This is a genomic window from Luteolibacter algae (assembly GCF_042683045.1).
In the GTDB taxonomy this organism is placed as follows: domain Bacteria; phylum Verrucomicrobiota; class Verrucomicrobiia; order Verrucomicrobiales; family Akkermansiaceae; genus Luteolibacter; species Luteolibacter algae.
This window is the reverse complement of the sequence record NZ_JBHUIT010000005.1, coordinates 1-21,049: the sequence shown is the minus strand read 5'-3', so window position 1 is coordinate 21,049 and position 21,049 is coordinate 1. Positions and strand designations below refer to the sequence as shown.

The following is a 21,049-nucleotide window of genomic DNA, read 5'->3' as shown; positions in this document are numbered from 1 at the left end:
TTCACTTGTCGAATGGATTCAGCCGGAGATTGCCACAATCCACGCAGGTCTTTTTTCCTTGGAGAAACATTCCGTGGCAGCGCGGGCACCAGGCCGAGGCTTCCCGATCCTCGGAACGATCAGGAGCGGAAAGAAACGAAGATGACTCGAACCCGTATTTGCTAAGATGATTTTCCAACAACGGTAGAATGTTTCTGGCGATGACTGCATCCCCCGGATGAGTGGGACGCGGGAAAATTTTCTCCCGATAAAACCGGGCTAGCCAGGGATGGTTTGCCTGATTCGCCTGGATCAGAACAGCAGTCGGGTGAGTCGTGCCAAAGGCATGAACCGATGCCAGCTCAAGAGACCGCATTGCGTGAAAAGGAATGAGCAGCGACAGCAGTGCGTCTTGCCTCAGTTCGCCGCGTGCGCCCGGATAAGCACGTTTCGCGAGCCAGAACAGGTTTCCAGCGCAACCGAGCATCAGACACCACAACCAGATGCTGAACCAGAAGGTCGCAACGGATCCGAAGGTGAAATACACAAAGGGCAAAGCCAGGAAAAAACCGAATGTGAGCGCCGGCGGGTAAAGCCGCAGCGAGGAGCTTACGAGTGACCATTTCCGCAATTCCCACTTGGCCCGGGAAGGCGAGAGGGTGAGCTTCCATGCCCGTCGGATGGCTTCTGCAGGAGTCAGGCCTTGCAATTTTCCATCGCGCAACAGCTGTGCTACCGCAGGTGACTGGCATCTGATTCTGTGTTGGCCAACATGGAGATATGGTTTCGAGAATCGGATGTCCTCCCAGGCTCTTGCCGTGGAATGGGTGAAAATACCGTCTGAAGATGAGACATGGATTTCTCCATTCTCAGCAACTGCGAGAGGAAATGAGGCACACGGCGCCAGCCCGATATCCGGAGGAACCGGCGACATGGGGACAAGTCCCAGATCCCGCATCGAAAGAAGAGCGGATGCCTGGATGACGCGCCATTTTTTCCCAAGCCAGCTGCGCCTCAAAGCCACACCCTGTTTGGGCAGCCAAAGTGTCGATTCCCAAATGTACAGAGCCAGAGCGACTAGCAGAAACTCGAAAAAGGCTGGCATGCGGGGGACGATTAAATGGCGTCGTGGTTTTTTCCCTTCAGGATGCGCTTGAGAAAGCTGCCAACCGCAATGGCGCCGATGGCGATGGGCTTCCACAGTTTTGCGAGGAGGCCGGATTTCGCTGCAACCAGCAGGCCGCCACCTGCGATCAGACCGATGAGTCCGTATTCCGCGACTTTGTCACCTTCGGTATAAGCGGCGTAGGATTCTTCCTGATTGTAGCTGAATCCCTCGAGTAGATTCTGGTATTCCGGAACGACGGATCCCAGTTGTTCTTCATCACATACCAGCACCACGTCCATTACGCCCCGGCGGCCGAGAAGCTTGGTTTTATAGTTGATAATCTCACTGCCATCCTCGGAGGAAAGACGGATGGCCCACTCAAGATTCTTGGTATCGTTGTTATAAAACGGCGGGGTGTGCCAGCCGAGAACATTTAGTGTGGGTCTACCCATCTCGCGAAGCTGCTCATTGGCCACTTTCTGCCCTTCCTGCAATTGATTTAGAATTTCATCGGCATCAAGCTTATCCTTCTCGTCCTCTTTGACATAGCCGACATCATCAAACTCGAATACGGCAAACCAATCCATATTCTCCGGCGAAATGTAGCCGAGTTCTGATCCATTGGTAAGGTTGCCGTAGTAATCCATTAGCTTCGTGCTGCCTTCAGCGCCGGTGAAACGATAGCCTTCGGGAATGACAATAGTTGCCCGGTCACCGATTTGCGCCGTGCCGGATCGGACCCACGAAAGGCTGTCGATGAAGTCATAGTGGGCCTTCATCGCTGCCGCATCCTCTGCAGTCATTTCCGCTTCCGGGAGAGCGGATTGGTCATCGTTCTGTGCGTTTGCTAGAGGTGTGAGAGCTAGCAATAAACCTAAAGACCGTGATAGAATGCGGGATGTGATTTTCATAATAAACAGCCCGCCATTCAGATGGGCACGGAAGTTGGTAGAGATTGGAAAACTGTTATGCAAGAAACATGATGTGATAATCGGCGTGCCTTATCTTCCGAGAAATGCGGATACGGCCATATATGTCTCTTCGTGGCTCTTTACAAAGCGGTGCCCGATCTCAGGTTGCGGGAAAATGGCCTCAAGGTTGGGATTCTTCATCGGATCGCTCCCGAGAAACGCTCGTGCGGAAATCCTGATCTCCCCTTCGTTGAAGCTACCTCCCCAAGGATCGACGTATCTTACCGCAAAGCTGTTCACTCCGGAGCCCAAACTGCTAGGCACCGAGGTGATCGTGACAAAGTGCCCTTGGATAGCGTGCCACTCGCCGTTTCTCTTCACCAATCGACGGATGCTGAGAATCGGCGGGAAGCCTTCTTTCAGCGAAGTTGCAAACCTTGAGTGAACTCTCTTTAGGAACGATCGCTGGCTTTCTCCGGATTTCAGAAAAAGTGTTTCATTGGACAGTTGCGGCAAGAGATGGGGCCTGCCGATCTCGTTTGCGATATCGCACAAGTCCGGGAGATTCACACCATTTCTGGACCACCTGGCCCGACCGGGCAAAGAGGATGACTCACGCATGGCCGGCCCGCGGGTGATTGCCCGGATACGTTCGCGATCGCTTAATCCGGCCGGATCTTCGGAGAGTTTTCTCCAGGCAGGCTTTCCGAAGCGGTAAGAGTTAAGAAGAGCGGCGGGCCCGCAGGCATTCCCTGCGAGGACCAGTTGATTGAAAGGTTTCGCATCTAGATTCTCGGCCTCGCGGAAAGGGGAGGTGGGTGCGCAAGCGCAGAAGAATGCACATAGGCTAGGGAATAGGAGCAATTTTCTGGCTGAATGTATCATGGGTCACCTTTGGCGGTCTTGCCGGTTGAGAGTCGCATGGGGCCATTCAGGTTCAAGGACGCATTGCGAGGCGAATTGTCGGAGAGTTTCCGGGCTGTTTTTTTGCGGGGGGGAATCTCGGCTGGATGTTTTCTGATCCTGCTCCATCTTGACGGCGGCATGCCATTCCGTCTTTCCAGCGATTATTCACCCCAGGGCGATCAACACCAAGCGATCGAAAAATTGGTAAAATCCCTTGATGCGGGCAATAAGCATCAGACCCTTCTGGGAGTCACCGGTTCAGGGAAAACCTTTACGATGGCAAATCTGATCGCCCGCCAAGGCAGGCCAACCCTGATCATGAGTCATAACAAGACGTTGGCGGCTCAGCTTTACTCGGAATTCAAAAACTTCTTCCCGCATAATGCGGTCGAGTATTTCGTATCTTACTTCGATTACTATCAGCCGGAGGCGTATATCCCGCGCTCCGATACCTATATTGAGAAAGATTCCTCGGTGAACGAGGAAATCGAGCGACTCCGGCTCTCCACTATGGGATCGCTGTTGACGCGTCGTGATACCATTGTCATCGCCTCGGTCTCGTGTATTTACGGTTTGGGATCACCGGAGGACTATAAGGATATGATGTTCCCTGTGTGGACCGGGCAGAGGATTTCCCGCGAGGATCTGCTCAATGCTCTCGTCAGCTTGCTTTTCGAAAGAAACGATATCGCTTTTGGCCGGGGAAAATACCGGGTGCGTGGAGATGTGGTGGAGGTCCATCCGGCATATCTTGATGAAACGGCAATCCGTATCGAGTTCTTCGGCGACGAGGTGGAGAGAATTTCTTCGATCCACACGGTCAGCGGGAAAATCATCGAAGTCCTCGAGGCCCATACGCTCTATCCGGCCAAGCAGTTCGTCACTGCCGGGGATAAAATGAAAGTGGCGATAAAAAAGATCCGTGAAGAGCTGGATCAGCGGATTCCCGAGCTGGAAAAGGAGGGCAAGCTGATCGAGGCGCAGCGGCTGCGGATGCGCACGGAATACGACTTGGAAATGATGAGCGAGATGGGATTCTGCCAGGGAATCGAGAACTACTCCCGGCACCTGACGGGAAGGGCCCCGGGTTCCCGACCGCATACCCTGCTGGACTTCTTCCCGCGGGATTTTCTTCTGATGATCGATGAATCCCATGCCTCTATCCCTCAGATCGGTGGAATGTTTGAAGGTGACAAGAGCCGTAAGACGACTCTCGTGGAGCACGGCTTCCGCCTGCCTTCCGCGATGGATAACAGGCCGCTGCGGTTTGACGAATTTATGCAGATGACAGATCAGCGAGTCTATGTGACGGCCACTCCCGGCCCGTTCGAAGTCGCGAATTCCCGGCCGGAAAATAAGAAATTCATTGCAGTGAAAGGTCGGCCCGGTGATGAAGGTTTTACGAATTTTGATCTCAAGAAGATGCGGGTCAAGGCATCCGGGAATGAGGAACCGATCGCTGATTTCGATCCGTCAAAACGGGGGACTCCACTGATTGTAGAGCAAATCATCCGCCCTACGGGCTTGCTCGATCCGATTCTCACATTGCGCCCGCTAAAAGGCCAGATTGACGAAACGATAGAACTCTGCCGCCAGAGGGTGGAAAAAAACCAGAGGGTCCTGGTGACGACACTCACCAAAAAAACCGCCGAGGATTTGGCCGAGTATCTGGGATCCACAGGGCTCAAGTGCCGGTATCTTCATTCGGATATCGATGCGATTGAGCGGGTGGAAATCCTGCGCCAGCTCCGGGCGGCGAATTTTGATATCCTCATCGGGATCAATTTGCTGCGGGAGGGGCTGGATCTACCTGAAGTTTCTCTGGTCTGTATTCTGGATGCGGACAAAGAAGGTTTCCTGAGAAATGAAACCTCCCTGATTCAGACCGCAGGGCGGGCTGCCCGCCACGTAAACGGCGAATGCGTGCTTTTCGCCGATGTGGTCACGGATTCCATCCAAACGTTGATCAACGTCACGGAATATCGCCGCGCCCGCCAGATCGCGCACAACGAAGAGCATGGAATCACTCCGCAATCAGTGGTGCGGGCTGTTCAGCAAAGTCTGCATACCCACGAGAAAGGCAGGCAGCATGCGGAAAAACTCAATGCGTCCCTGGTCGCGGAAAATGAGGAAAGCTATGACAAACTCCGTGTGATTGCAGAGCTGGAACAGGAGATGCGGGATGCGTCTTCGAAACTGGAATTCGAGCGGGCAGCGCACCTTCGTGATCAGATTGCCACTTTGAAAAACGACACTCCGGTCATGCCACCGCAAAAAAAAGTGAGCTATGCGAAAAAACGGTCGAAGCGGAAAAAAACCGATTGAGTCAAGCTTGTCTGAAGAAGCGTTTGTAAAAGCTCCAAATCAATCCGGCGGACAGGTAGCTGGCTGCCGTGTAGAGAATCCAGTCTGCCTGATAGCGGAACACCAGAAAGCTGCTGACCGCTGCCCCGGCGAAAAATGAGACTGAGATATAAATGGGAATAGTGATTTTCCATCCCTCAATGCTATGTCCACGTAGCTTCATTCCCAAATGAATCCCAAGATCGGTGAATAGGCCGGTGACATGGGTCGTCCTCAGAACCGATCCCCGATAGCGGCTTGCAAGAGCATTTTGCATCCCGCAGGCGAAGCCACTGACACAGATTGCGCTGATCAAGTGATGACTCATCAAAGCATCCGCGCCGAATAATATGAGACCGATCAATGACAGCATCCTACCATAGGGCATCCTGACATGAAGGGTGGGATGGTGCAGGAAAAAGCCGGATGCTGTTGCCCCGGCGATAAAGCCCAGGGTCGCCATCAGAACCCTCAATAAGCTGGTGACATTGGTTTCGCTGAAAGAGGCGAGACCGGAAGCAATCCGCGAAAGGTCTCCGGTAAGATGACTTACCGAAGTGCCGGCCGTGATAATGAAGCCTGTGTTCAAAAACGCTGCCCCGAAAGCCAGCATACAACCGCCGAAGATGATTTGCCGCGGTGTGAGTTGTTTCATAGGGCTGCGTTACCGCTAGGCGGGTTGCTGCTGGGAGATACAATGAAGCGTGCCTCCTTCCTGGACCAGATCCAGACAATCGATCGCAATGACTTCCCGTTGGGGGAAAAGCTCACGGATCAATCCCAACGCATGATCGTCGTTTTTCCGCTGTCGGAATACAGGAACCAGCACGGCATGGTTGAGGATCAGGAAATTCACGTAGGATGCGGGGAGAACCGGCAATCTCCAGCCGGGAATTTCACAGGCTTGTGGAAGATGAATCGGCACGATTTCATAAGGTTTTCCGCTGGGATTGAGGAAATTTTTCAATCGCGACATGTTATCCGCCAGCGGGGAATAATTCGGGGAGCTGCGATCTGGTTCCTCGCAGGCAAGGATCGTTGATGATTCCACAAATCGAGCAAGGTCATCAATATGGCCGTCTGTATCGTCACCCTCGATCCCGGATTTCAGCCAGAGAATTTCGGTAACGCCGAGCGTATCTTTGAGTCTTTGTTCGGTCTCCGCCTTTGAAAGACTGGCGTTGCGGTTTTTATTGAGCAATACGGCTTCCGTGGTAAGAAGCTGGCCTTCTCCATTGATCTCGATAGCGCCTCCTTCAAGGATCATGCCACCGGGGAATACTCTAAGACCCAGAGATTCAGCGATCTTCCGGGGAATGGCATTATCGAGATCCCAGGGAGCGAATTTTCCTCCCCAGGCATTGAACTCCCAATCGGTGATCGCGATTTCACCGGATGTTTGGTTTTTGACAAATATCGGGCCGTGATCCCTACACCAGACATCATTATTCGGATGGTCGAAAAGCTGAACATTGGCGGGGTTTGCCTTGGCTCGATTGCAAGCCTCGCCAATCGCCTGATGTGCGGAGCCCGGGGCATTGATCCGCACGATCTGGTAACGAGAAATGGCTGCCGCGATCTCTGCGAATTTCTTCCAGATGATGTCCTGCTTCGCACCGCCCCAATGCCTCGGATCATCGACAGGCCAGGAGAGCCATGTGGCGACTTGGGGGGTCCATTCGGCTGGCATGGAAAAACCTGATTTGGCTGGAGTCATGATGCGGGGAATCTCTTTCCTCGCATTGCAAACATCAAGCAGAAGCTAGGTTATGAGCTAATAATTCCATTGCTATTTTGTGATATGGCAGGTGATAGTCGCCGCCGCATCATGCATTTTAAAACCTTTTCCAACCTCCGGTTCCAGTTGTCACTGCTTCTCATGCTACTGACATGTTCTCTCGTGAGCGCTGCAGAAACGGCCAAAAAAGCTGAAGCAGGTAAAGATCAGCCCCCTGCGGCTGAAGAGACTGCCGCCGGGGAAAAGTCGGAGCCAGCAAGTAAGGAAGACAAGGATGTCGAGTCCGGCACCCCTGCGGAAGAAAACGCCGCGGATAAGGCAGAATCGGACAAAGACTCCGATAAGGCGGAGATCGATCCAGACGATGAGGCCGCTGTGGAGGAGGCTGAAACTGCGGTCGCCGCTGTGGCCCGGCCGGTTTCTCCAGACCCCATCCAAGTCTACGGCTGGAAGGAAAAAATTCTCATCGACGGTCTCGAATCGGACATGACCGCGAAGCTCGATACGGGCGCGTATACCAGTTCCATCCATGCGGAGGAAACCGAGCTATTCGAGCGTGATGGCAAAAAGTGGGTGCGCTTTATTGTGACAGAGCCACGCAAAAAAGGCTCCCCGCGGGTTCGCATGGAAGCTCCGCTAGTTCGAATCGCCAGAATCAAAGAGCCGGGTGGTGAATCTGAAACTCGTGAGGTGGTGCGCCTGGCTTTCAAGATCGGCGGGCGGAAACTGCGCGGTGATTTCACTCTGAACAATCGGGCAAATATGCTCTCTGCCGTGCTCATCGGACGCACGACCATCAAGGAACTCGGATGGATTGATCCATCACGCGTTTATCTTGCGGACGACAAGATCATGCGCTGAGCATCGTTTCTGAAAGAACCAACATGAGTGCCCAAGCGAAATTATTAGCAGCGGTGGCCGCATTGATCGTGCTCGGAGGTGGCCTTGCCGCTTACAAAACACGCAATCTGGGTGTTCCCTTCTGGGAAGGTAAAAAAGTCAGCGAATGGTTGGTGGAAGCCAAGGTTTCGTTTTTGGCGACAGGCCGGGATGTCAAGGTGCGGCTCTCTCTGCCATCGGATGAGGTGAAAATGAATGCGGGCCAGGAATCGGGCTCGCTGGACTATGATTACAACGAGGAAAACGAACATGGCGAATATACGGCCGTGTGGTCCTCGAAGAACCGCGAAGACGCACAGGGACTTTACTATCGGGTGCGTTTCAAAGAGCGTCTGGCCAGTGGTGGTGAGCCGAAGCCGGCGATCGAAGTTCCGAAAGCGCCGGAAGTGCCGAACCTGCCCGGCGCTCTGGATGTGGCAGCGAAGAACATTCTGAACAAGGCGGCCTCCCGTGATGCGGACTCTCTTTTCGTATCTCTTTTCACCCGCATCAACGATCCTTCGGCATCGCAGGAATATGCTCTTGTCAGGCGTCATTACGAAAAACTGGGATTGCCGAATCCCAATCTTTCGATGGGCATCGATCTTCTCGGAATGGCGGGCATTCCTGCGCGGCTGGCCTACGGGGTGAATCTGGATGACCAGAACGGCGGGCAACCGCCTTTGCCAATGATCGAGTATTTCGACGGAGCTTTCTGGAAAGTGCGTGACCCTATGCAGCCATCCACCGTGCCCGACGGCCGTCACGTTTTTGTATGGCATCGTGGTGGTGGGCCGCTTCTTGACTTAACAGGCGGCGAAAATTCCCAGGTCGGGTTTACCGTCGTAAAGGATCACATCCCTCTCGAAACATTGACGGATCTTCGGGATTCGACACTCCTGGTCTCCACGATTCTGGCACTTCCTGCCTCCGAGAGGGCTGTCTTCCGTTACATCGTGCTCATTCCCTTGGGCGCGTTTGTGGTGGTGCTGATGCGAAATATCATCGGTATACCGACGTTAGGCACATTCATGCCGGTGCTTCTGGCATTGGCTTTGCTGGAGTTACCGCTATTGCAGGGATTGGTGATGTTCACTCTACTCGTTGGTGCGGGCTTGTGGTTCAGATTCCTCCTCTCTCGAATGAACTTGCTCGTCGTGCCCCGGGTCGCCGCATGTGTGGTGATAGTCACATTGCTGATGATGCTGATGGGGGTTTTCAGCTACCAGCTGGGGATGAGCGTCGGCATCAAAATCACACTTTTCCCGATGATCATCATCGCCTGGACATTGGAGCGCATGTCGTTGATCTGGGAAGAAGAGGGGAAACGGAGCGCGATTACCCAGGTTGCCGGCTCTGTTTTCGTGGCTGTCTGCGCCTACCGGTTCATGAAGGTATCCCAGCTCCAATATTGGGCGTCCTATTTCCCCGAACTTCTGCTCATCCTACTGGCAGGGATTTTGTTGATCGGTCGCTATACCGGCTACCGCTTGTCTGAGCTGATCCGCTTCAAAACCTTTTCCAACGCCTGATCTTATGGGGGAGTCCGAAGTCATTGAGCCACTCTCTGAAAAGCCAGACGCTGGCAAGCCGGTATTCCAGGATGTCCCGAAATGGTATCATCGCTGGTTTCGCACTCCAAAGGAACTGAGGGAACTCGGGGTGGTTGGCATCAATATGCGCAATGCCCGTTTCCTTCTGCCGAACAATCCGCGTAGGCTGTATGATCTGGTCGATAACAAGCTCCGGACCAAAGCACTGGCAGAAGCGGAAGGAATGACCGTGGCAGAGACCTACGGGGTGCTGAGAACTCCACACGATGCAAATATCGTGGAGAAGATTCTCAAAGGCAAAGAAGCTTTCGTCATCAAGCCTACGCGCGGATCCGGTGGGAAGGGGATCATGGTGATCGATAAGAAAGTAGGGAAAAACTACATCAAGCCAAGCGGCACCGAAGTCACTCCAGGTGACTTGAAGAATCACGTTTCCAATATTTTGGCAGGCCTTTTCAGCCTCGGCGGAAAGCGGGATTACGCGCTGATCGAATACCGCGTGCAGCCGGCAACCTTGTTGACGGATATGAGCTTTCAAGGAGCGCCGGATATCCGGGTGGTCATGCTCCACGGCTATCCGGTGATGGCGATGCTCCGGGCATCCACCAAAGAATCAGACGGACGCTCAAATCTTCACCAGGGCGCTGTGGGAGTGGGAATCGATATTGCCACAGGGATGTCGGTGCGCGCGATCCACCATGGGAAGCCTATTACATATCATCCTGATCTGGGAATCAGCCTCATCGGAGTGCAGATGCCTGATTGGGAGACAATTTTGGAAATGGCGGTCACCTGCCAGGAAATGACAGGTCTGGGCTACTTGGGTGTGGATATCATGATTGATGAGAACAAGGGGCCGCTCATGATTGAGGTGAATGCGCGTCCGGGTCTAGCCATTCAGATGGCAAATGGGATCGGCCTGTTGAAACGTCTCGAGCCAATTGTCATCGAGCACAAACGCAATCCGGGAGCGGATCGGGCGGCAAAAATTGCCTATTCCAAAAAGCATTTCCGCGCCAAGCTGCCTGCACCAAGAGGTGAAGGATGATTGCGGAGAGCTTTGCTTGATATCATTGGTTTTGCGGGGGGCAGCGGAATTTTTCCCACATGGCGGTTCATGTGCTTGCAGCATAGATGCGGTAGGAGGAAATTCGCGCTTGTTTGGATTGGCTAACAATCTAAACCTTTCGCCACATGAGTGGGTCGGCTACGAATTATCAGGTATGTATTGCAGGAACGGGAAGCTATGTTCCTAAGACAGTTTTAACCAACGAAGATCTGGCCCAACGGGTCGATACCAGCGACGAATGGATTTTCAGCCGCACGGGTATTCGGGAGCGACGGATTGCGGCCGAAGGTGAGAACACCTCTCACATGGCCAGCGAAGCTGCCCGGAAGGCCCTGGAACAAGCGGGACTTGATGCCGCGGAAGTCCAGCTGATCATCGTCGCCACAATTACTCCGGACACTCTTACCCCTGCGACTGCATGCTACGTGCAGCAGCAGATCGGGGCAAAGAAGGCGGTAGCGTTCGATATATCGGCTGCCTGCTCCGGCTTCCTTTACGCAATGAAGCTTTGCAAGCGGATGATTGCGGACGGAGCTTTTGAGAATGCATTGATCATCGGCGCTGAAAAGCTTTCTGCTTTCGTGAACTGGGAAGATAGAACGACATGTGTTCTCTTCGGGGATGGTGCGGGCGCCGCTGTCTTGCGCCGATCGAAGGAAGGAGAGGGCGCGATCCTTGCCACAGAAATGGGAACCGATGGTAATCTAACACACATTCTGAACATCCCGGGTGGTGGCTCTGCATGTCCGATCAATGAATCAAATGCCGGCGAGCATCTCGCGGCACTCTCGATGCAGGGCAAGGAAGTTTTCAAACACGCGGTAAACCGGATGAAGGAGGCTGCTGAAACGGTGATCAAGCGTGCTGATCTTCAAGCGGAAGACATTGCCTGCGTCATCCCCCATCAGGCAAATCTCCGGATTATCGATGCAATTGCAGATCGTTTAACAGTTCCTAATGAAAAGGTCTTCGTAAATCTAGATAAATACGGAAACACGTCGGCCGCAGCGGTGGCAATCGCTCTGGATGAAGCCAATCGCTCCGGAGCCTTTAAACGCGGGGAAAATATCGTGCTGGTGGTCTTCGGTGCAGGACTCACTTGGGCAGCTGCAGCGATTCGCTGGTAGACCGGATACACTTCTAAAAAATCTTTTTTCATTTTTTTGATGAAATTGGCTTGACCCGGAAGCGGCGATGTGGTTCTTTCTCCCCGTCGCAAGACAAGGCGGCCCGACTGAACATCCCTTTGGGTTTTTGGGTTTTTCCCGGGGATAATCGGTCGGGCCGCTTCCTTTTTACTTCCTGTGGTTCTGTTTATTGAGGTGGGAGTTTTTAGGAGAAAGTTTTCCTTTCCAGTAAGTTCTGGTGACCTGGCTCACGTATAACGATGACTTTGAATTCTCAGCTCTTGATAAGTTGATTTCAAATTATCTAATGACGATATGGGAATAGTCTGGTGCGATGGAAGCTTTATCGGAGAAAGAGATTTTCGGATATCTCCGCAGGATCGTGGACTTTGTCACGGTCTGAGCCTGTTTGAGACCATTCTCGCCGTAAACGGAGTGCCATGCCTATTGAAAGAGCATTTGCAACGTCTCCGCCTAGGGCTCGAACGATTAGGTGTCACCAGTGTAGAGCTCTCGGATACGGGTTTGCACTCCGTGATAATGGCTTTGTTGAAGAAGAATGCTCTGGAGCAAGGGTTGGCAAGAATCCGCCTGACGATCAGTATGGGCCGGGGTCCATTGAACCGGACGGATAGTGGGGATGCCTGGGCGTGGATGACGGCGGCCTCTGTCACTGAGCCAAATGCTCCGGTGAAAATGACGGCAGCCCCTTGGAAAAAAGATACCCAAAGCGTGCTGCGCGGGCTGAAGGTGGGGAATTACGCGGAACATGTTATGGCCTTGGATCTAGCGCGGCGTGAGGGGTTCGATGAATTGCTTTTTTATAATACCTCCAACGAACTCTGCGAGGCGGCGATGGCGAATGTATTTCTGATTCGCGGTGGGGTGCTCTTTACCCCGGGACTCGATAGCGGATGCCTTGCAGGGATCACCAGGCAGCTGATTATCTCACTTGCCGCCGCGCATCATATCAAATGCCGGGAAAAACCACTAAGCCGATCCGATGTGGATAAAGCGGAAGGAATCTTCCTAACTTCCTCGATAAAAGGTCCTGTCTGGGTCTCGTCCTTTCAATCGAAGAGCTACGAAATTCACCCGCTTTTCGATGTCATTCGGACAATGTGGTGTGAGCAAATGTTCTCTGCAAACCCGTGATCCTCCGGTATCCGCGCTTTTTCCGATTTTTACTTTCCTCCCAATGAAAGCTTTGGGCAACATGCCCGCGTTAATCTAACCCATAAGAAAAATATTATGTCACGACCTGTTACACTTTTCACCGGCCAGTGGGCCGATATGCCTATTGAGAAACTCGCACCATTGGCTGCGGAAATGGGCTATGATGGCCTGGAACTTGCCTGCTGGGGAGATCACTTCGACGTCGATAAGGCATTATCGAGTGATACCTACGTGAAGGAGAAATGGGAACTACTTGCCGAGCATGGTTTGACTTGCTTTGCGATCTCCAATCACCTCGTGGGTCAGGCGGTTTGCGACAATATCGACGATCGCCACAAAGCGATGCTTACTCCGGAAGTATGGGGTGACGGGGATCCGGAAGGTGTTCGTCAACGTGCTGCCCAGCAAATGATTGCTACAGGCCAAGCGTGCCGGAAATTCCTGGATGCAAAACCCAAAGGGGATGGCTCGGAAGATTTTCCTGCGGTGGTAAATGGCTTCACAGGCTCTTCCACCTGGCATGCTCTATATGCCTTTCCTCCGACAAATCAGGCTTATTACGAGAAAGGTTTCGAAGACTTTGCCAAACGCTTCACTCCTATTCTTGATGCTTATGACAAGGTGGATGTGAATTTTGCATTGGAAGTCCATCCTACGGAAATTGCCTTTGATATCGCTACCGCCCAGCGCGCACTCAAGGCGGTAAACCATCACAAAAGATTCGGTTTCAACTATGATCCATCACACTTGGGCTACCAGGGAGTGGATTATGTAAAATTTATCCGTGATCTGGGTTCTCGCATTTATCACGTCCATATGAAGGATGCTTGGTGGGGACATGGAGATGGCTCTGTAGGCGTCTTCGGTGGTAGCACGGACTTCGGTGATCCCCGCCGCTTCTGGGATTTCCGCTCGCTGGGACACGGCGACATCGAATTTGAGGATATCATCGTGGCATTGAACGATCTCAAGTATTCCGGACCTCTTTCCGTGGAATGGGAAGATATCCGAATGGATCGGGTTCATGGCGCGACTGAAGCAGCAGCCTTTGTTAGAAATGTAGATTTCCCGGGCTCCAACGTCGCCTTCGATGCGGCTTTTGATAAATCAAATCAATAACCACCTCTTCGGTAACACAATATGTCTATTAAAGTAGGAGTTATAGGAGCAGGCTGGATGGTGAAATACCATGCCGAAGGCTTTCGTGCTGCGGGAGCTGAAATCGTGGCTGTGGCGGATCCCGCTCCGGGTGCCGCAGACAAGGCCGCCGCTGAATGGGGAATCGCCAAAACTTTCGACTCCGTCGAAAAAATGCTGGCAGAAGCACCTGAGCTGGATGCGGTGAGTATCATCGTGCCGAACAAATTTCACGCCCCGCTCGCCCTTCAATGCTTGAAAGCTGGTAAACATGTTTTCTGTGAAAAGCCACCAGGCCTGAGCGCTGCGGAAGTCGAGGAAATGGTGAAATTGGCGGAGGAGACAGGCAAAAAGCTGATGTTCAATTTCAACAATCGTGCCCGGCCGGAGTCCCAGGCGATGAAAGCTTATGTGGATGATGGCACAGTCGGCCGGATCAATTCCGCACAAGCAAAATGGATCCGACGAACAGGTATTCCAGGCTTTGGAGGCTGGTTTACCACCAAGGCGATGTCCGGTGGTGGCGCTACGATCGATCTTCTACATATGATTGATCTCTCGCTCTACCTCATGGGTTATCCGGAGCCTGCATATGTGTTGGCCAATACTTTTGATGACCACATCACCGATCCCGGCTTCAAGGGACCCTGGGGAATTCCGGACCGTGAAGGTGGCACCACAGATGTGGAGTGCGCTGCGCACGGGTTCGTCACATTCAAGAGCGGACAAGTGCTGAGTCTGCAGGTTTCATGGGCGGAAATGGTAAAACGCGAAGAGGTTTCCGTGGTTTTCCAGGGAACCAAAGCCGGCGGCAAGGTGGAGCGTCTCTTCGGACGTGACGGCCTGGATGAGACGGCGATCGATACTTGCGAGCTGTATGTTCAGGAAAACGGCAATAGTGTGGATCGCACGATCACCACGGAAGCCTGTGAAGATATGGGGCGGATCCATTCCGCTGCGAATTTCATCCACACCATCAATGGCACTGCCGAGCCACTGAATACTCCTGATCAGGCGCACAAGCTGATGTTGATCATCGACGCTCTATACGAATCCGCTGCGACTGGTAAGCCGGTGGCAGTGTGATACGCTATGCGGATCATGACTAATGATTCCATTACAGCAGGCGGGCGGGATTCTTCCTGCTCGCCTGTTTCATGTTCTATCACAATCGTCCTCTGCACCTTTCCCGATCTGGAACGAGCCCGGAAGATCAGCCGCGAAATAGTTTCCAGGAAGCTCGCTGCATGCGCGAATATCGTTCCGTCTATCGAATCCATCTACAGCTGGAAAGGGGAGCTGCAATCTGAGGCCGAGGTTTTGGTCATCTTCAAGATTCTATCGGAAAAATTTCCGGATTTTGAGAAGACCATGATTTCACTCCATCCCTATGATGTTCCGGAAATTGTGGGCATATCTGCTGCGGATATCGAAGCTCGTTACGCTCAATGGGTGCGTAATAGCTGCACCTGAGATATGCTGCCGGGAGTGGGCGCACCTCACCCCCGGCAGAGGAGGCCAGACAGAGTCTACTCGACAATCACCGGAGTGCCGATCTGCACATTCTGGAAAAATTTCGTGGACATGTGATGAGGCATACGGACGCAACCGTGGGAGGCGGCATAACCCGGAAGATAGCCGGTGTGCATGCCGATCCCTCCATTGAAACGCATGAAATTGGGCATCGGCGCGTTATAGAAAACCTGTCCTGGTTTGACCTTGTCGATGCGGTTGTCGGCATTGTCATTGATCATTTGACCGGTGGCTTTGTCTTTGATCACACCGTAGGCGGATGATTTATGATCTTCGTCTTTTTCCGTGATTTTGTAAGTGCCAGCTGGTGTGCCGGTATCTTCTTTGCCGGAAGAGATTTTTGAAACTCCGACAAGCGTTCCACCCTTGTAAAAGTATGCCTTCTGTTCGCGGCGGTTGATTCTGATCAATGGAGAACCTTGCACGCCATCTCCATCCCAATAGGAAACATCATCCGGGATCGCCGGGGCAGGATGATGCGGTCCCCCGGAAGCCTGTTGGTGAATCGGTCCACCGATCCCCGCAAGGTAGTCCGAGCCCGGAGGGCTGCTGTTAAAACATGAGACCAGCAGTGCGCAACTGCTCAAGGTGAGTAGATATTTCATAAACGTGAGGGATATTTAGTGGGATTCCCGAAAGAATCAAGATTGAAGAGTGTAGGTTGGAGAGAGTTGCGGAATGGATTTTTATTCTCTAAAAAATTCAGAAATGTTGAACGAGAAAGTCAAACTGCCGGATCATTACGAGATCGAAGCCGAGCTACGGGAGCAACTCAGCGGCCGTCCCGGGCACCAGCGCTGTGTCGTCGGACATGACGAGCTTTTATTGATTCTGCATGAGGTTCCAAAGGCCGGCGTGCCGGAGCGGGAAGCGATTTTTTTCTGGCGTAGGGGAGATGGTCGTTGGCTCCAGCCGGGAGGTCCGGGGCTTGATGAGCTATGCTTGCTATTGGAAAGATATGCGAAGGCAATTGATGCCAATGAGGAGATTCTGGAAGTAACGGAATCTACCGAACAGGTGTTTGAAATTCTGCGTCATGCAGGGCCGCTTGCAAGAAGCACGCGGAATATTGTCCAAGCGCTGGAGCAAGCTTTGGCACAGGAGCCGGATGACAAGGAAGTTCGGGCAAGTAGAGACAGAGCCAGAGAACTGGAACGCGCTGCGGAATTACTCCAGTCCGATGCCAGAGAGACATTGATGTTTTGGCAGGCGGAAGCAGCGGAAGCCCATACAAAATCTTCCGAAAGGCTTGGAAATATTCTCTTTAAATTGAATCTGGTCACCGGTTTTTTCCTCCCTTTGGTAGCCCTCGGCGGCCTTTTTGGCATGAATGTGGATTTGCCGGAATTTGTTCAGGATAAGTTTTGGTGGATTTTCTTCGGCGGATTGATTGTCGGCGGTTTGCTTCTCCGATATGTTTCCAAGGGCAATAAGTGATCCGGGTTGCAAACCCGTCGCACCCCATTATCATTCCATTCATCATGAGTGACGCACAGCCGAAGATTACCGCCTATTTGAAGACATTTTGCGGATGGAGTGAAGGAGTCCGCGCGATCATGCGGAAATACGAGCTTCCGTATGAGGAAAAAGACATCATCAAGAATCCTGCGTTTCGATGGGAAATGGAGCAACGCAGTGGCCAGCCACTTTCGCCGTGTGTGGAAATCAACGGACAGATGCTCGCCGATGTGAGCGGTGAGGAAGTGGAAAAATGGATGCTTGAGAATGGGATCGTCTCAGAGAATGAAATTCAGCCAGATGCGCCGATTGATTCCGCCTGCACCGATGAACAACACGCTGCCATGGCGGCCGGAAAACTTCCTGTTCCCGGTAAAATTCGTTTCCTCGATTAAGGACGAAGAAGTCAATTTGGGAGAGTGATGGAAAAAGTCGCTTTCCCTCCTTGCCGGCAATAATGGCAGGGGACAGCAGATTGGCTTCATTGGATGAAACAAAAATTTTCAGAGAGCAGAGACAAGTGCCGCGCTCTGAGGCATTCTCTTTTTGAATAATGCAGAGCTTATCAAAAATTTGGAAGCAATGGCTTGCGGAAAATGGCTCGCGATTGCTCCTTTTTGCCCGTAGCTGGGGGAAAACCCGCGAAGATGCGGAAGACTTGGTGCAGGAAGCTGTCCTGAAGATGTGGCATTATCAGCAAGCTGAAAACCGTGGCGGAGGTCCTCCGGATCTGCCTCTCATGTTTTCGACGATCCGTTTTGCCGGTCTCATGCTGCATCGCACGGAATCGCGGCGGAGAAAGCGGGAAGAATCCATCGTTTTTCTCAATGATTTCGAGGACGTATGGCTTGATCCCGTATTGGAAGAAGATGAGGAGGCAGTGTTGATGCGGGAGGCTGTCCAAAATTTAAGCGATAAGCTGCGTGAAGTTGTCGTCATGAAAACCTGGGGCGGACTCACCTTTGCCCAGATTTCGGAAGCCCTTGGCATTTCGCCCAACACTGCTGCCTCAAGGTATCGTTACGCCTTGGAGCAATTATCCCAGAGTATGCAAAAAGTGAAGGAGGTTCGTTTTGGATAAAACATACACACCGACTGAAATCGAAAAAGCATTGCGGAATCTGATGCCGGTTGCCCTGAGTGAAAGCATTTCCTCCGAGACCGAAGAGATGTTGGATCAACTCGGCAGCGATATCCTTGTTCCTATCCCGCGAAAAAGAGCTCTGAGCGCATGGATGGTCCCTGCGGGAATTGCAGCCTTGGTGGCGTTTCTACTCACATTTTTCCTAAGTCAAAGTCGCCAGCTTGAGCGAGCAACGGTCGGGGATGCTCTCTCGTCAGAGAACATCGGCCCCCTGGTAAGTTTTCTTACCGAGTCGGATCGTGTGGAAAATTTCAGTGACGATGGTCTGATTGTCGATGACAGCGGTTCCGCGGTTCACAAAGTTCGCGTTCGGGTGGTCGAGGAAAGTAAAGTCCGTGATGAGGAGACGGGTATCATTGTTCAACTGACTGAACCGCGTGAAGAAATGTATCTCGTGCCGGTAAGCACATTTTGAAAATGCATGCTTCCATCCATTTCGCGGCTCTTGTTCTCGTGGCAGGCAGTCTCTGCCATGCGCGGGAACCGGAAGGGCCGAAGGATCTTACTTCAGGGGTGGAGGAGCGGAGTGAAAAACCGCCGATGCCATGGCTGGGACTTTCCGTGGCGAAGCCGGATGACACCACCGCCACCCAGCTGCCGGCGTTACCTCCGGGAATCGGCTTTATTGTGACCGATCTGGATAAGGACGGCCCCGCACAAAAAGCCGGTGTGAAGAAGATGGATTTGCTCTGGAAGATGAACGAGCAAATGCTCGTCAATGAGGGTCAATTGGCGACTCTTCTGCGTTTGTCGAAACCGGAGGATGTGGTGACGATTTCTGTGTTCCGTGAAGGGAAGTCTTTGGATTTGAAACTGACTCTGGGAGAGGGTAAGGCGGACACCGATGAGGTAATTCGCCGCGTGCTCAATGATTCAGTCATGCGGGGCCGGGATGGCGCGGTAAGGATTGTTAATTTGGAGCAAAAGAAAGCCAGCTACACCAACGAGAATGGCACGGCGGAAGTGTATCGGGTGGAGTCTGGCGATGCGGTGAAAATTGTCTCGCCCGACGGCAAAATTATCTACGAGGGAGTAATCCGCGGTTGGGCGGAGTATTCCGACGTTCCACATTCATGGCGCCGTCAGATTTGCGCACTCAGACGGGGATTGGACCATGCGCTGGACCCAAGCGTTGCACCCATGAGACATCCCAGACCAAGAATTGTTCCGCCCCCGATGCCGGAACAATGAAGGAGAAGGACTGCTTCAACTCAAATTGTCACGCCTGCGAGGTCGAGAACGTGGTTAAAATGCTTGTCCTCCACGGGGGTGATCGATAGCCGGGTGCCTTTTTGGCATACCAGCATCTCCGAAAGCACGTCATCCGCTTTCATTACAGTGAGAGGCAGCAGCTCATCGAAGGTAGCCACATGCTCAAAATCTACCAGATACCAGCGTGGTTTTTCCTCCGTCGCCTTCGGATCATAATATTCTCCGTTTTTTTCGAACTGGGTGGGATCAGGATAGGCTGCTGATGCGACTCTTGCCACGCCTGCTATTCCCGGAGGGTTGGCATTTGAATGGTAGAAGAGGGCTAGCTCGCCCACTTTCATGTCACGCCACATGAAGTTTCTCGCCTGATAATTGCGCACTCCGGACCAAGGCTCCTGCTCGACCTTTTCCAGGTCCCGGATGGAGAAAACATCGGGTTCGGATTTGATCAGCCAATTCAAAATTCAGAGGGAAAGCTGGTTCAGGAGAGTAGACTCGGCTTGATTTCCGGAAGAGCCAAATGCTCTGGACCAAGCTCCAGACCGGAGCTGGCACGGAGATCGCTTTCGATGGATTGCAATACGTCCAGCTCGGGACGGAAATCTGCCGCATGGTAGGAAGAGCGAACCAACGGCCCGGAAGCGACGTGGCGGAAACCTTTCTCCAATGCGATCTGTTTATATTCCTCGAATTGATCCGGGTGGATATATTCCACGACGGGAAGATGCTTCGGAGTGGGGCGGAGGTATTGGCCGAGTGTGAGAACTGTTACATCGTGAGCTAGCAGATCATCCATTGCGGTAAGGATTTCCTCTCTGCGTTCACCAAGGCCAAGCATCATCCCCGATTTCGTGGCGACATGACCATCCACCATCTCCTTTGCCTTTTTTAGAACTGTCAAGGAACGCTGGTATTTCGCCCGGGAGCGGACAAGCGGGGTAAGCCGCTCCACCGTTTCCAGGTTATGGTTGAAAATGTGTGGACGTGCATCCATCACGAGCTGGAGTGCCCAATCTCGATCGTTGAAATCCGGCACGAGCACCTCGATGATGATGCCAGGATTGACTTGGCGGACAGCGGTAATGGTTTCCCGGAAATGCTCGGCACCACCGTCCTTAAGATCATCACGCGCTACGGCGGTAATTACGATGTGTTTGAGATTCATGCGGCTTGTTGCTTCAGCAATCCGGGCCGGTTCGTCGGATTCCAGCGCGTCCGGCTTAGCAGTTTTTACCGCACAGAAGCCGCATGCCCGTGTGCATTTGTCTCCCGCGATCATAAATGTCGCAGTGCCTTGCCCCCAGCACTCCCAACGATTCGGGCATTGAGCCTCTTCACAAACGGTGACCAGCTTTAGGTCGGTAATGAGCGACTTTGTGGACCAAAAGGCAGGATTGTTCGGGAGACGGACCTTGATCCAAGAGGGCTTTTGCTCTCTGTGGAGGGTGGGATCCATTTTCATTTTCGGGCCGCAGGCTGACATGCCGGAACTCTAATTTTTAACGACCAAACATCAAGGAAGATGCTCATTTCCTCCCAATTAGGCCGTGAATTCCCTCTCTCTGGAACGACAATCGGCCACTGGGGTGACAATTTTCCGGGCACTTTGCCTTCGGAATCATCGGGGCTTACCGCGTTTCGTTATCGTGCAGAATTTTTGCCGATTGAAAGCTGTCATAAGCTTTCCGAATCAAGGGTAGTATAAGAACTAGTTGGCCTGACCCCAGAAAATCGGACAGCTCCTTTTTAGAGTTCTTGTGGTAAAACCACTGAAAC

At 52.7% G+C, this 21,049-nt stretch carries 22 protein-coding genes; 14 read left to right on the top strand and 8 right to left on the bottom strand.

Annotated elements, in window-relative coordinates:
- Position 1: 1 nt before the first annotated feature.
- From ACFSSA_RS06105 to ACFSSA_RS06095, 3 genes are all read right to left on the bottom strand, one after another.
- Positions 2 to 1,084 carry a hypothetical protein gene (locus ACFSSA_RS06105; RefSeq protein WP_386819306.1) on the bottom strand — a complete coding sequence of 361 codons (1,083 nt, stop codon included), beginning with the start codon at positions 1,082 to 1,084 and terminating at the stop codon, positions 2 to 4.
- An 11-nt stretch (positions 1,085 to 1,095) separates the two neighbouring features.
- A complete protein-coding gene (locus ACFSSA_RS06100; RefSeq protein WP_386819303.1) occupies positions 1,096 to 1,998 on the bottom strand; it encodes a DUF2167 domain-containing protein in 903 nt (300 codons plus the stop codon).
- Between the two features lie 90 nt (positions 1,999 to 2,088).
- On the bottom strand, positions 2,089 to 2,883 hold the full coding sequence (locus ACFSSA_RS06095; protein WP_386819301.1) for a hypothetical protein: 795 nt from the start codon (positions 2,881 to 2,883) through the stop codon (positions 2,089 to 2,091).
- A gap of 159 nt (positions 2,884 to 3,042) precedes the next feature.
- Here ACFSSA_RS06095 and ACFSSA_RS06090 point away from each other — a divergent pair, with 159 nt between their 5' ends.
- Positions 3,043 to 5,229, top strand: a complete 2,187-nt coding sequence (locus ACFSSA_RS06090) for an excinuclease ABC subunit UvrB (RefSeq protein WP_386819299.1) — start codon at positions 3,043 to 3,045, stop codon at positions 5,227 to 5,229.
- Between the two features lies 1 nt (position 5,230).
- Here ACFSSA_RS06090 and ACFSSA_RS06085 read toward each other — a convergent pair whose 3' ends face one another.
- On the bottom strand, positions 5,231 to 5,902 hold the full coding sequence (locus ACFSSA_RS06085; RefSeq protein ID WP_386819297.1) for a YoaK family protein: 672 nt from the start codon (positions 5,900 to 5,902) through the stop codon (positions 5,231 to 5,233).
- Between the two features lie 15 nt (positions 5,903 to 5,917).
- Positions 5,918 to 6,964 carry an agmatine deiminase family protein gene (locus tag ACFSSA_RS06080; RefSeq protein WP_386819295.1) on the bottom strand — a complete coding sequence of 349 codons (1,047 nt, stop codon included), beginning with the start codon at positions 6,962 to 6,964 and terminating at the stop codon, positions 5,918 to 5,920.
- Positions 6,965 to 7,048: 84 nt separating this feature from the next.
- Between ACFSSA_RS06080 and ACFSSA_RS06075 the strand changes: the two genes are divergently transcribed.
- From ACFSSA_RS06075 to cutA, 8 genes are all read left to right on the top strand, one after another.
- Positions 7,049 to 7,846 carry an ATP-dependent zinc protease family protein gene (locus ACFSSA_RS06075; RefSeq protein ID WP_386819293.1) on the top strand — a complete coding sequence of 266 codons (798 nt, stop codon included), beginning with the start codon at positions 7,049 to 7,051 and terminating at the stop codon, positions 7,844 to 7,846.
- Positions 7,847 to 7,869: 23 nt separating this feature from the next.
- Positions 7,870 to 9,396 (top strand): UUP1 family membrane protein, encoded by a 1,527-nt coding sequence (locus ACFSSA_RS06070; RefSeq protein WP_386819291.1) that lies wholly within the window; start codon positions 7,870 to 7,872, stop codon positions 9,394 to 9,396.
- Between the two features lie 4 nt (positions 9,397 to 9,400).
- Positions 9,401 to 10,465: an alpha-L-glutamate ligase-like protein gene (locus ACFSSA_RS06065; RefSeq protein ID WP_386819290.1), complete on the top strand. Its 1,065-nt coding sequence runs from the start codon at positions 9,401 to 9,403 to the stop codon at positions 10,463 to 10,465.
- A gap of 146 nt (positions 10,466 to 10,611) precedes the next feature.
- Complete coding sequence (locus ACFSSA_RS06060) at positions 10,612 to 11,613, top strand: beta-ketoacyl-ACP synthase III (protein ID WP_386819288.1); 1,002 nt, start codon at positions 10,612 to 10,614, stop codon at positions 11,611 to 11,613.
- Positions 11,614 to 11,928: 315 nt separating this feature from the next.
- The gene (locus ACFSSA_RS06055; protein ID WP_386819286.1) at positions 11,929 to 12,768 is read left to right on the top strand and encodes an aminotransferase class IV; all 840 of its coding nucleotides are present in this window, start codon (positions 11,929 to 11,931) and stop codon (positions 12,766 to 12,768) included.
- Between the two features lie 96 nt (positions 12,769 to 12,864).
- Entirely contained in the window at positions 12,865 to 13,908 is a 1,044-nt protein-coding gene (locus ACFSSA_RS06050) for a sugar phosphate isomerase/epimerase family protein (RefSeq protein WP_386819284.1), read from the top strand.
- 21 nt (positions 13,909 to 13,929) lie between these two features.
- Positions 13,930 to 15,012, top strand: coding sequence for a Gfo/Idh/MocA family protein (locus ACFSSA_RS06045; RefSeq protein ID WP_386819283.1), 1,083 nt, complete (start codon positions 13,930 to 13,932; stop codon positions 15,010 to 15,012).
- Positions 15,013 to 15,027: 15 nt separating this feature from the next.
- Positions 15,028 to 15,399, top strand: a complete 372-nt coding sequence (gene cutA, locus ACFSSA_RS06040) for a divalent-cation tolerance protein CutA (protein WP_386819282.1) — start codon at positions 15,028 to 15,030, stop codon at positions 15,397 to 15,399.
- Positions 15,400 to 15,455: 56 nt separating this feature from the next.
- Here cutA and ACFSSA_RS06035 read toward each other — a convergent pair whose 3' ends face one another.
- Positions 15,456 to 16,064, bottom strand: a complete 609-nt coding sequence (locus ACFSSA_RS06035) for a L,D-transpeptidase family protein (protein ID WP_386819281.1) — start codon at positions 16,062 to 16,064, stop codon at positions 15,456 to 15,458.
- Between the two features lie 103 nt (positions 16,065 to 16,167).
- Here ACFSSA_RS06035 and ACFSSA_RS06030 point away from each other — a divergent pair, with 103 nt between their 5' ends.
- From ACFSSA_RS06030 to ACFSSA_RS06010, 5 genes are all read left to right on the top strand, one after another.
- Complete coding sequence (locus tag ACFSSA_RS06030; RefSeq protein WP_386819279.1) at positions 16,168 to 16,896, top strand: CorA family divalent cation transporter; 729 nt, start codon at positions 16,168 to 16,170, stop codon at positions 16,894 to 16,896.
- A 44-nt stretch (positions 16,897 to 16,940) separates the two neighbouring features.
- Positions 16,941 to 17,312, top strand: coding sequence for a glutaredoxin family protein (locus ACFSSA_RS06025; protein WP_386819277.1), 372 nt, complete (start codon positions 16,941 to 16,943; stop codon positions 17,310 to 17,312).
- Between the two features lie 158 nt (positions 17,313 to 17,470).
- A complete protein-coding gene (locus ACFSSA_RS06020; RefSeq protein ID WP_386819275.1) occupies positions 17,471 to 17,998 on the top strand; it encodes an RNA polymerase sigma factor in 528 nt (175 codons plus the stop codon).
- Complete coding sequence (locus ACFSSA_RS06015) at positions 17,991 to 18,476, top strand: hypothetical protein (protein ID WP_386819273.1); 486 nt, start codon at positions 17,991 to 17,993, stop codon at positions 18,474 to 18,476. The genes ACFSSA_RS06020 and ACFSSA_RS06015 overlap by 8 nt, the downstream gene beginning before the upstream one ends.
- 2 nt (positions 18,477 to 18,478) lie before the next feature.
- Positions 18,479 to 19,252, top strand: coding sequence for a PDZ domain-containing protein (locus ACFSSA_RS06010; RefSeq protein ID WP_386819271.1), 774 nt, complete (start codon positions 18,479 to 18,481; stop codon positions 19,250 to 19,252).
- A gap of 20 nt (positions 19,253 to 19,272) precedes the next feature.
- Here the strand turns inward: ACFSSA_RS06010 and ACFSSA_RS06005 are convergent, their stop codons facing one another.
- Together ACFSSA_RS06005 and lipA are read right to left on the bottom strand one after the other, a co-directional pair.
- Positions 19,273 to 19,737, bottom strand: coding sequence for an EVE domain-containing protein (locus tag ACFSSA_RS06005; RefSeq protein WP_386819429.1), 465 nt, complete (start codon positions 19,735 to 19,737; stop codon positions 19,273 to 19,275).
- A gap of 17 nt (positions 19,738 to 19,754) precedes the next feature.
- Positions 19,755 to 20,756 carry a lipoyl synthase gene (gene lipA / locus ACFSSA_RS06000; protein ID WP_386819269.1) on the bottom strand — a complete coding sequence of 334 codons (1,002 nt, stop codon included), beginning with the start codon at positions 20,754 to 20,756 and terminating at the stop codon, positions 19,755 to 19,757.
- Between the last annotated feature and the right edge of the window lie 293 nt (positions 20,757 to 21,049).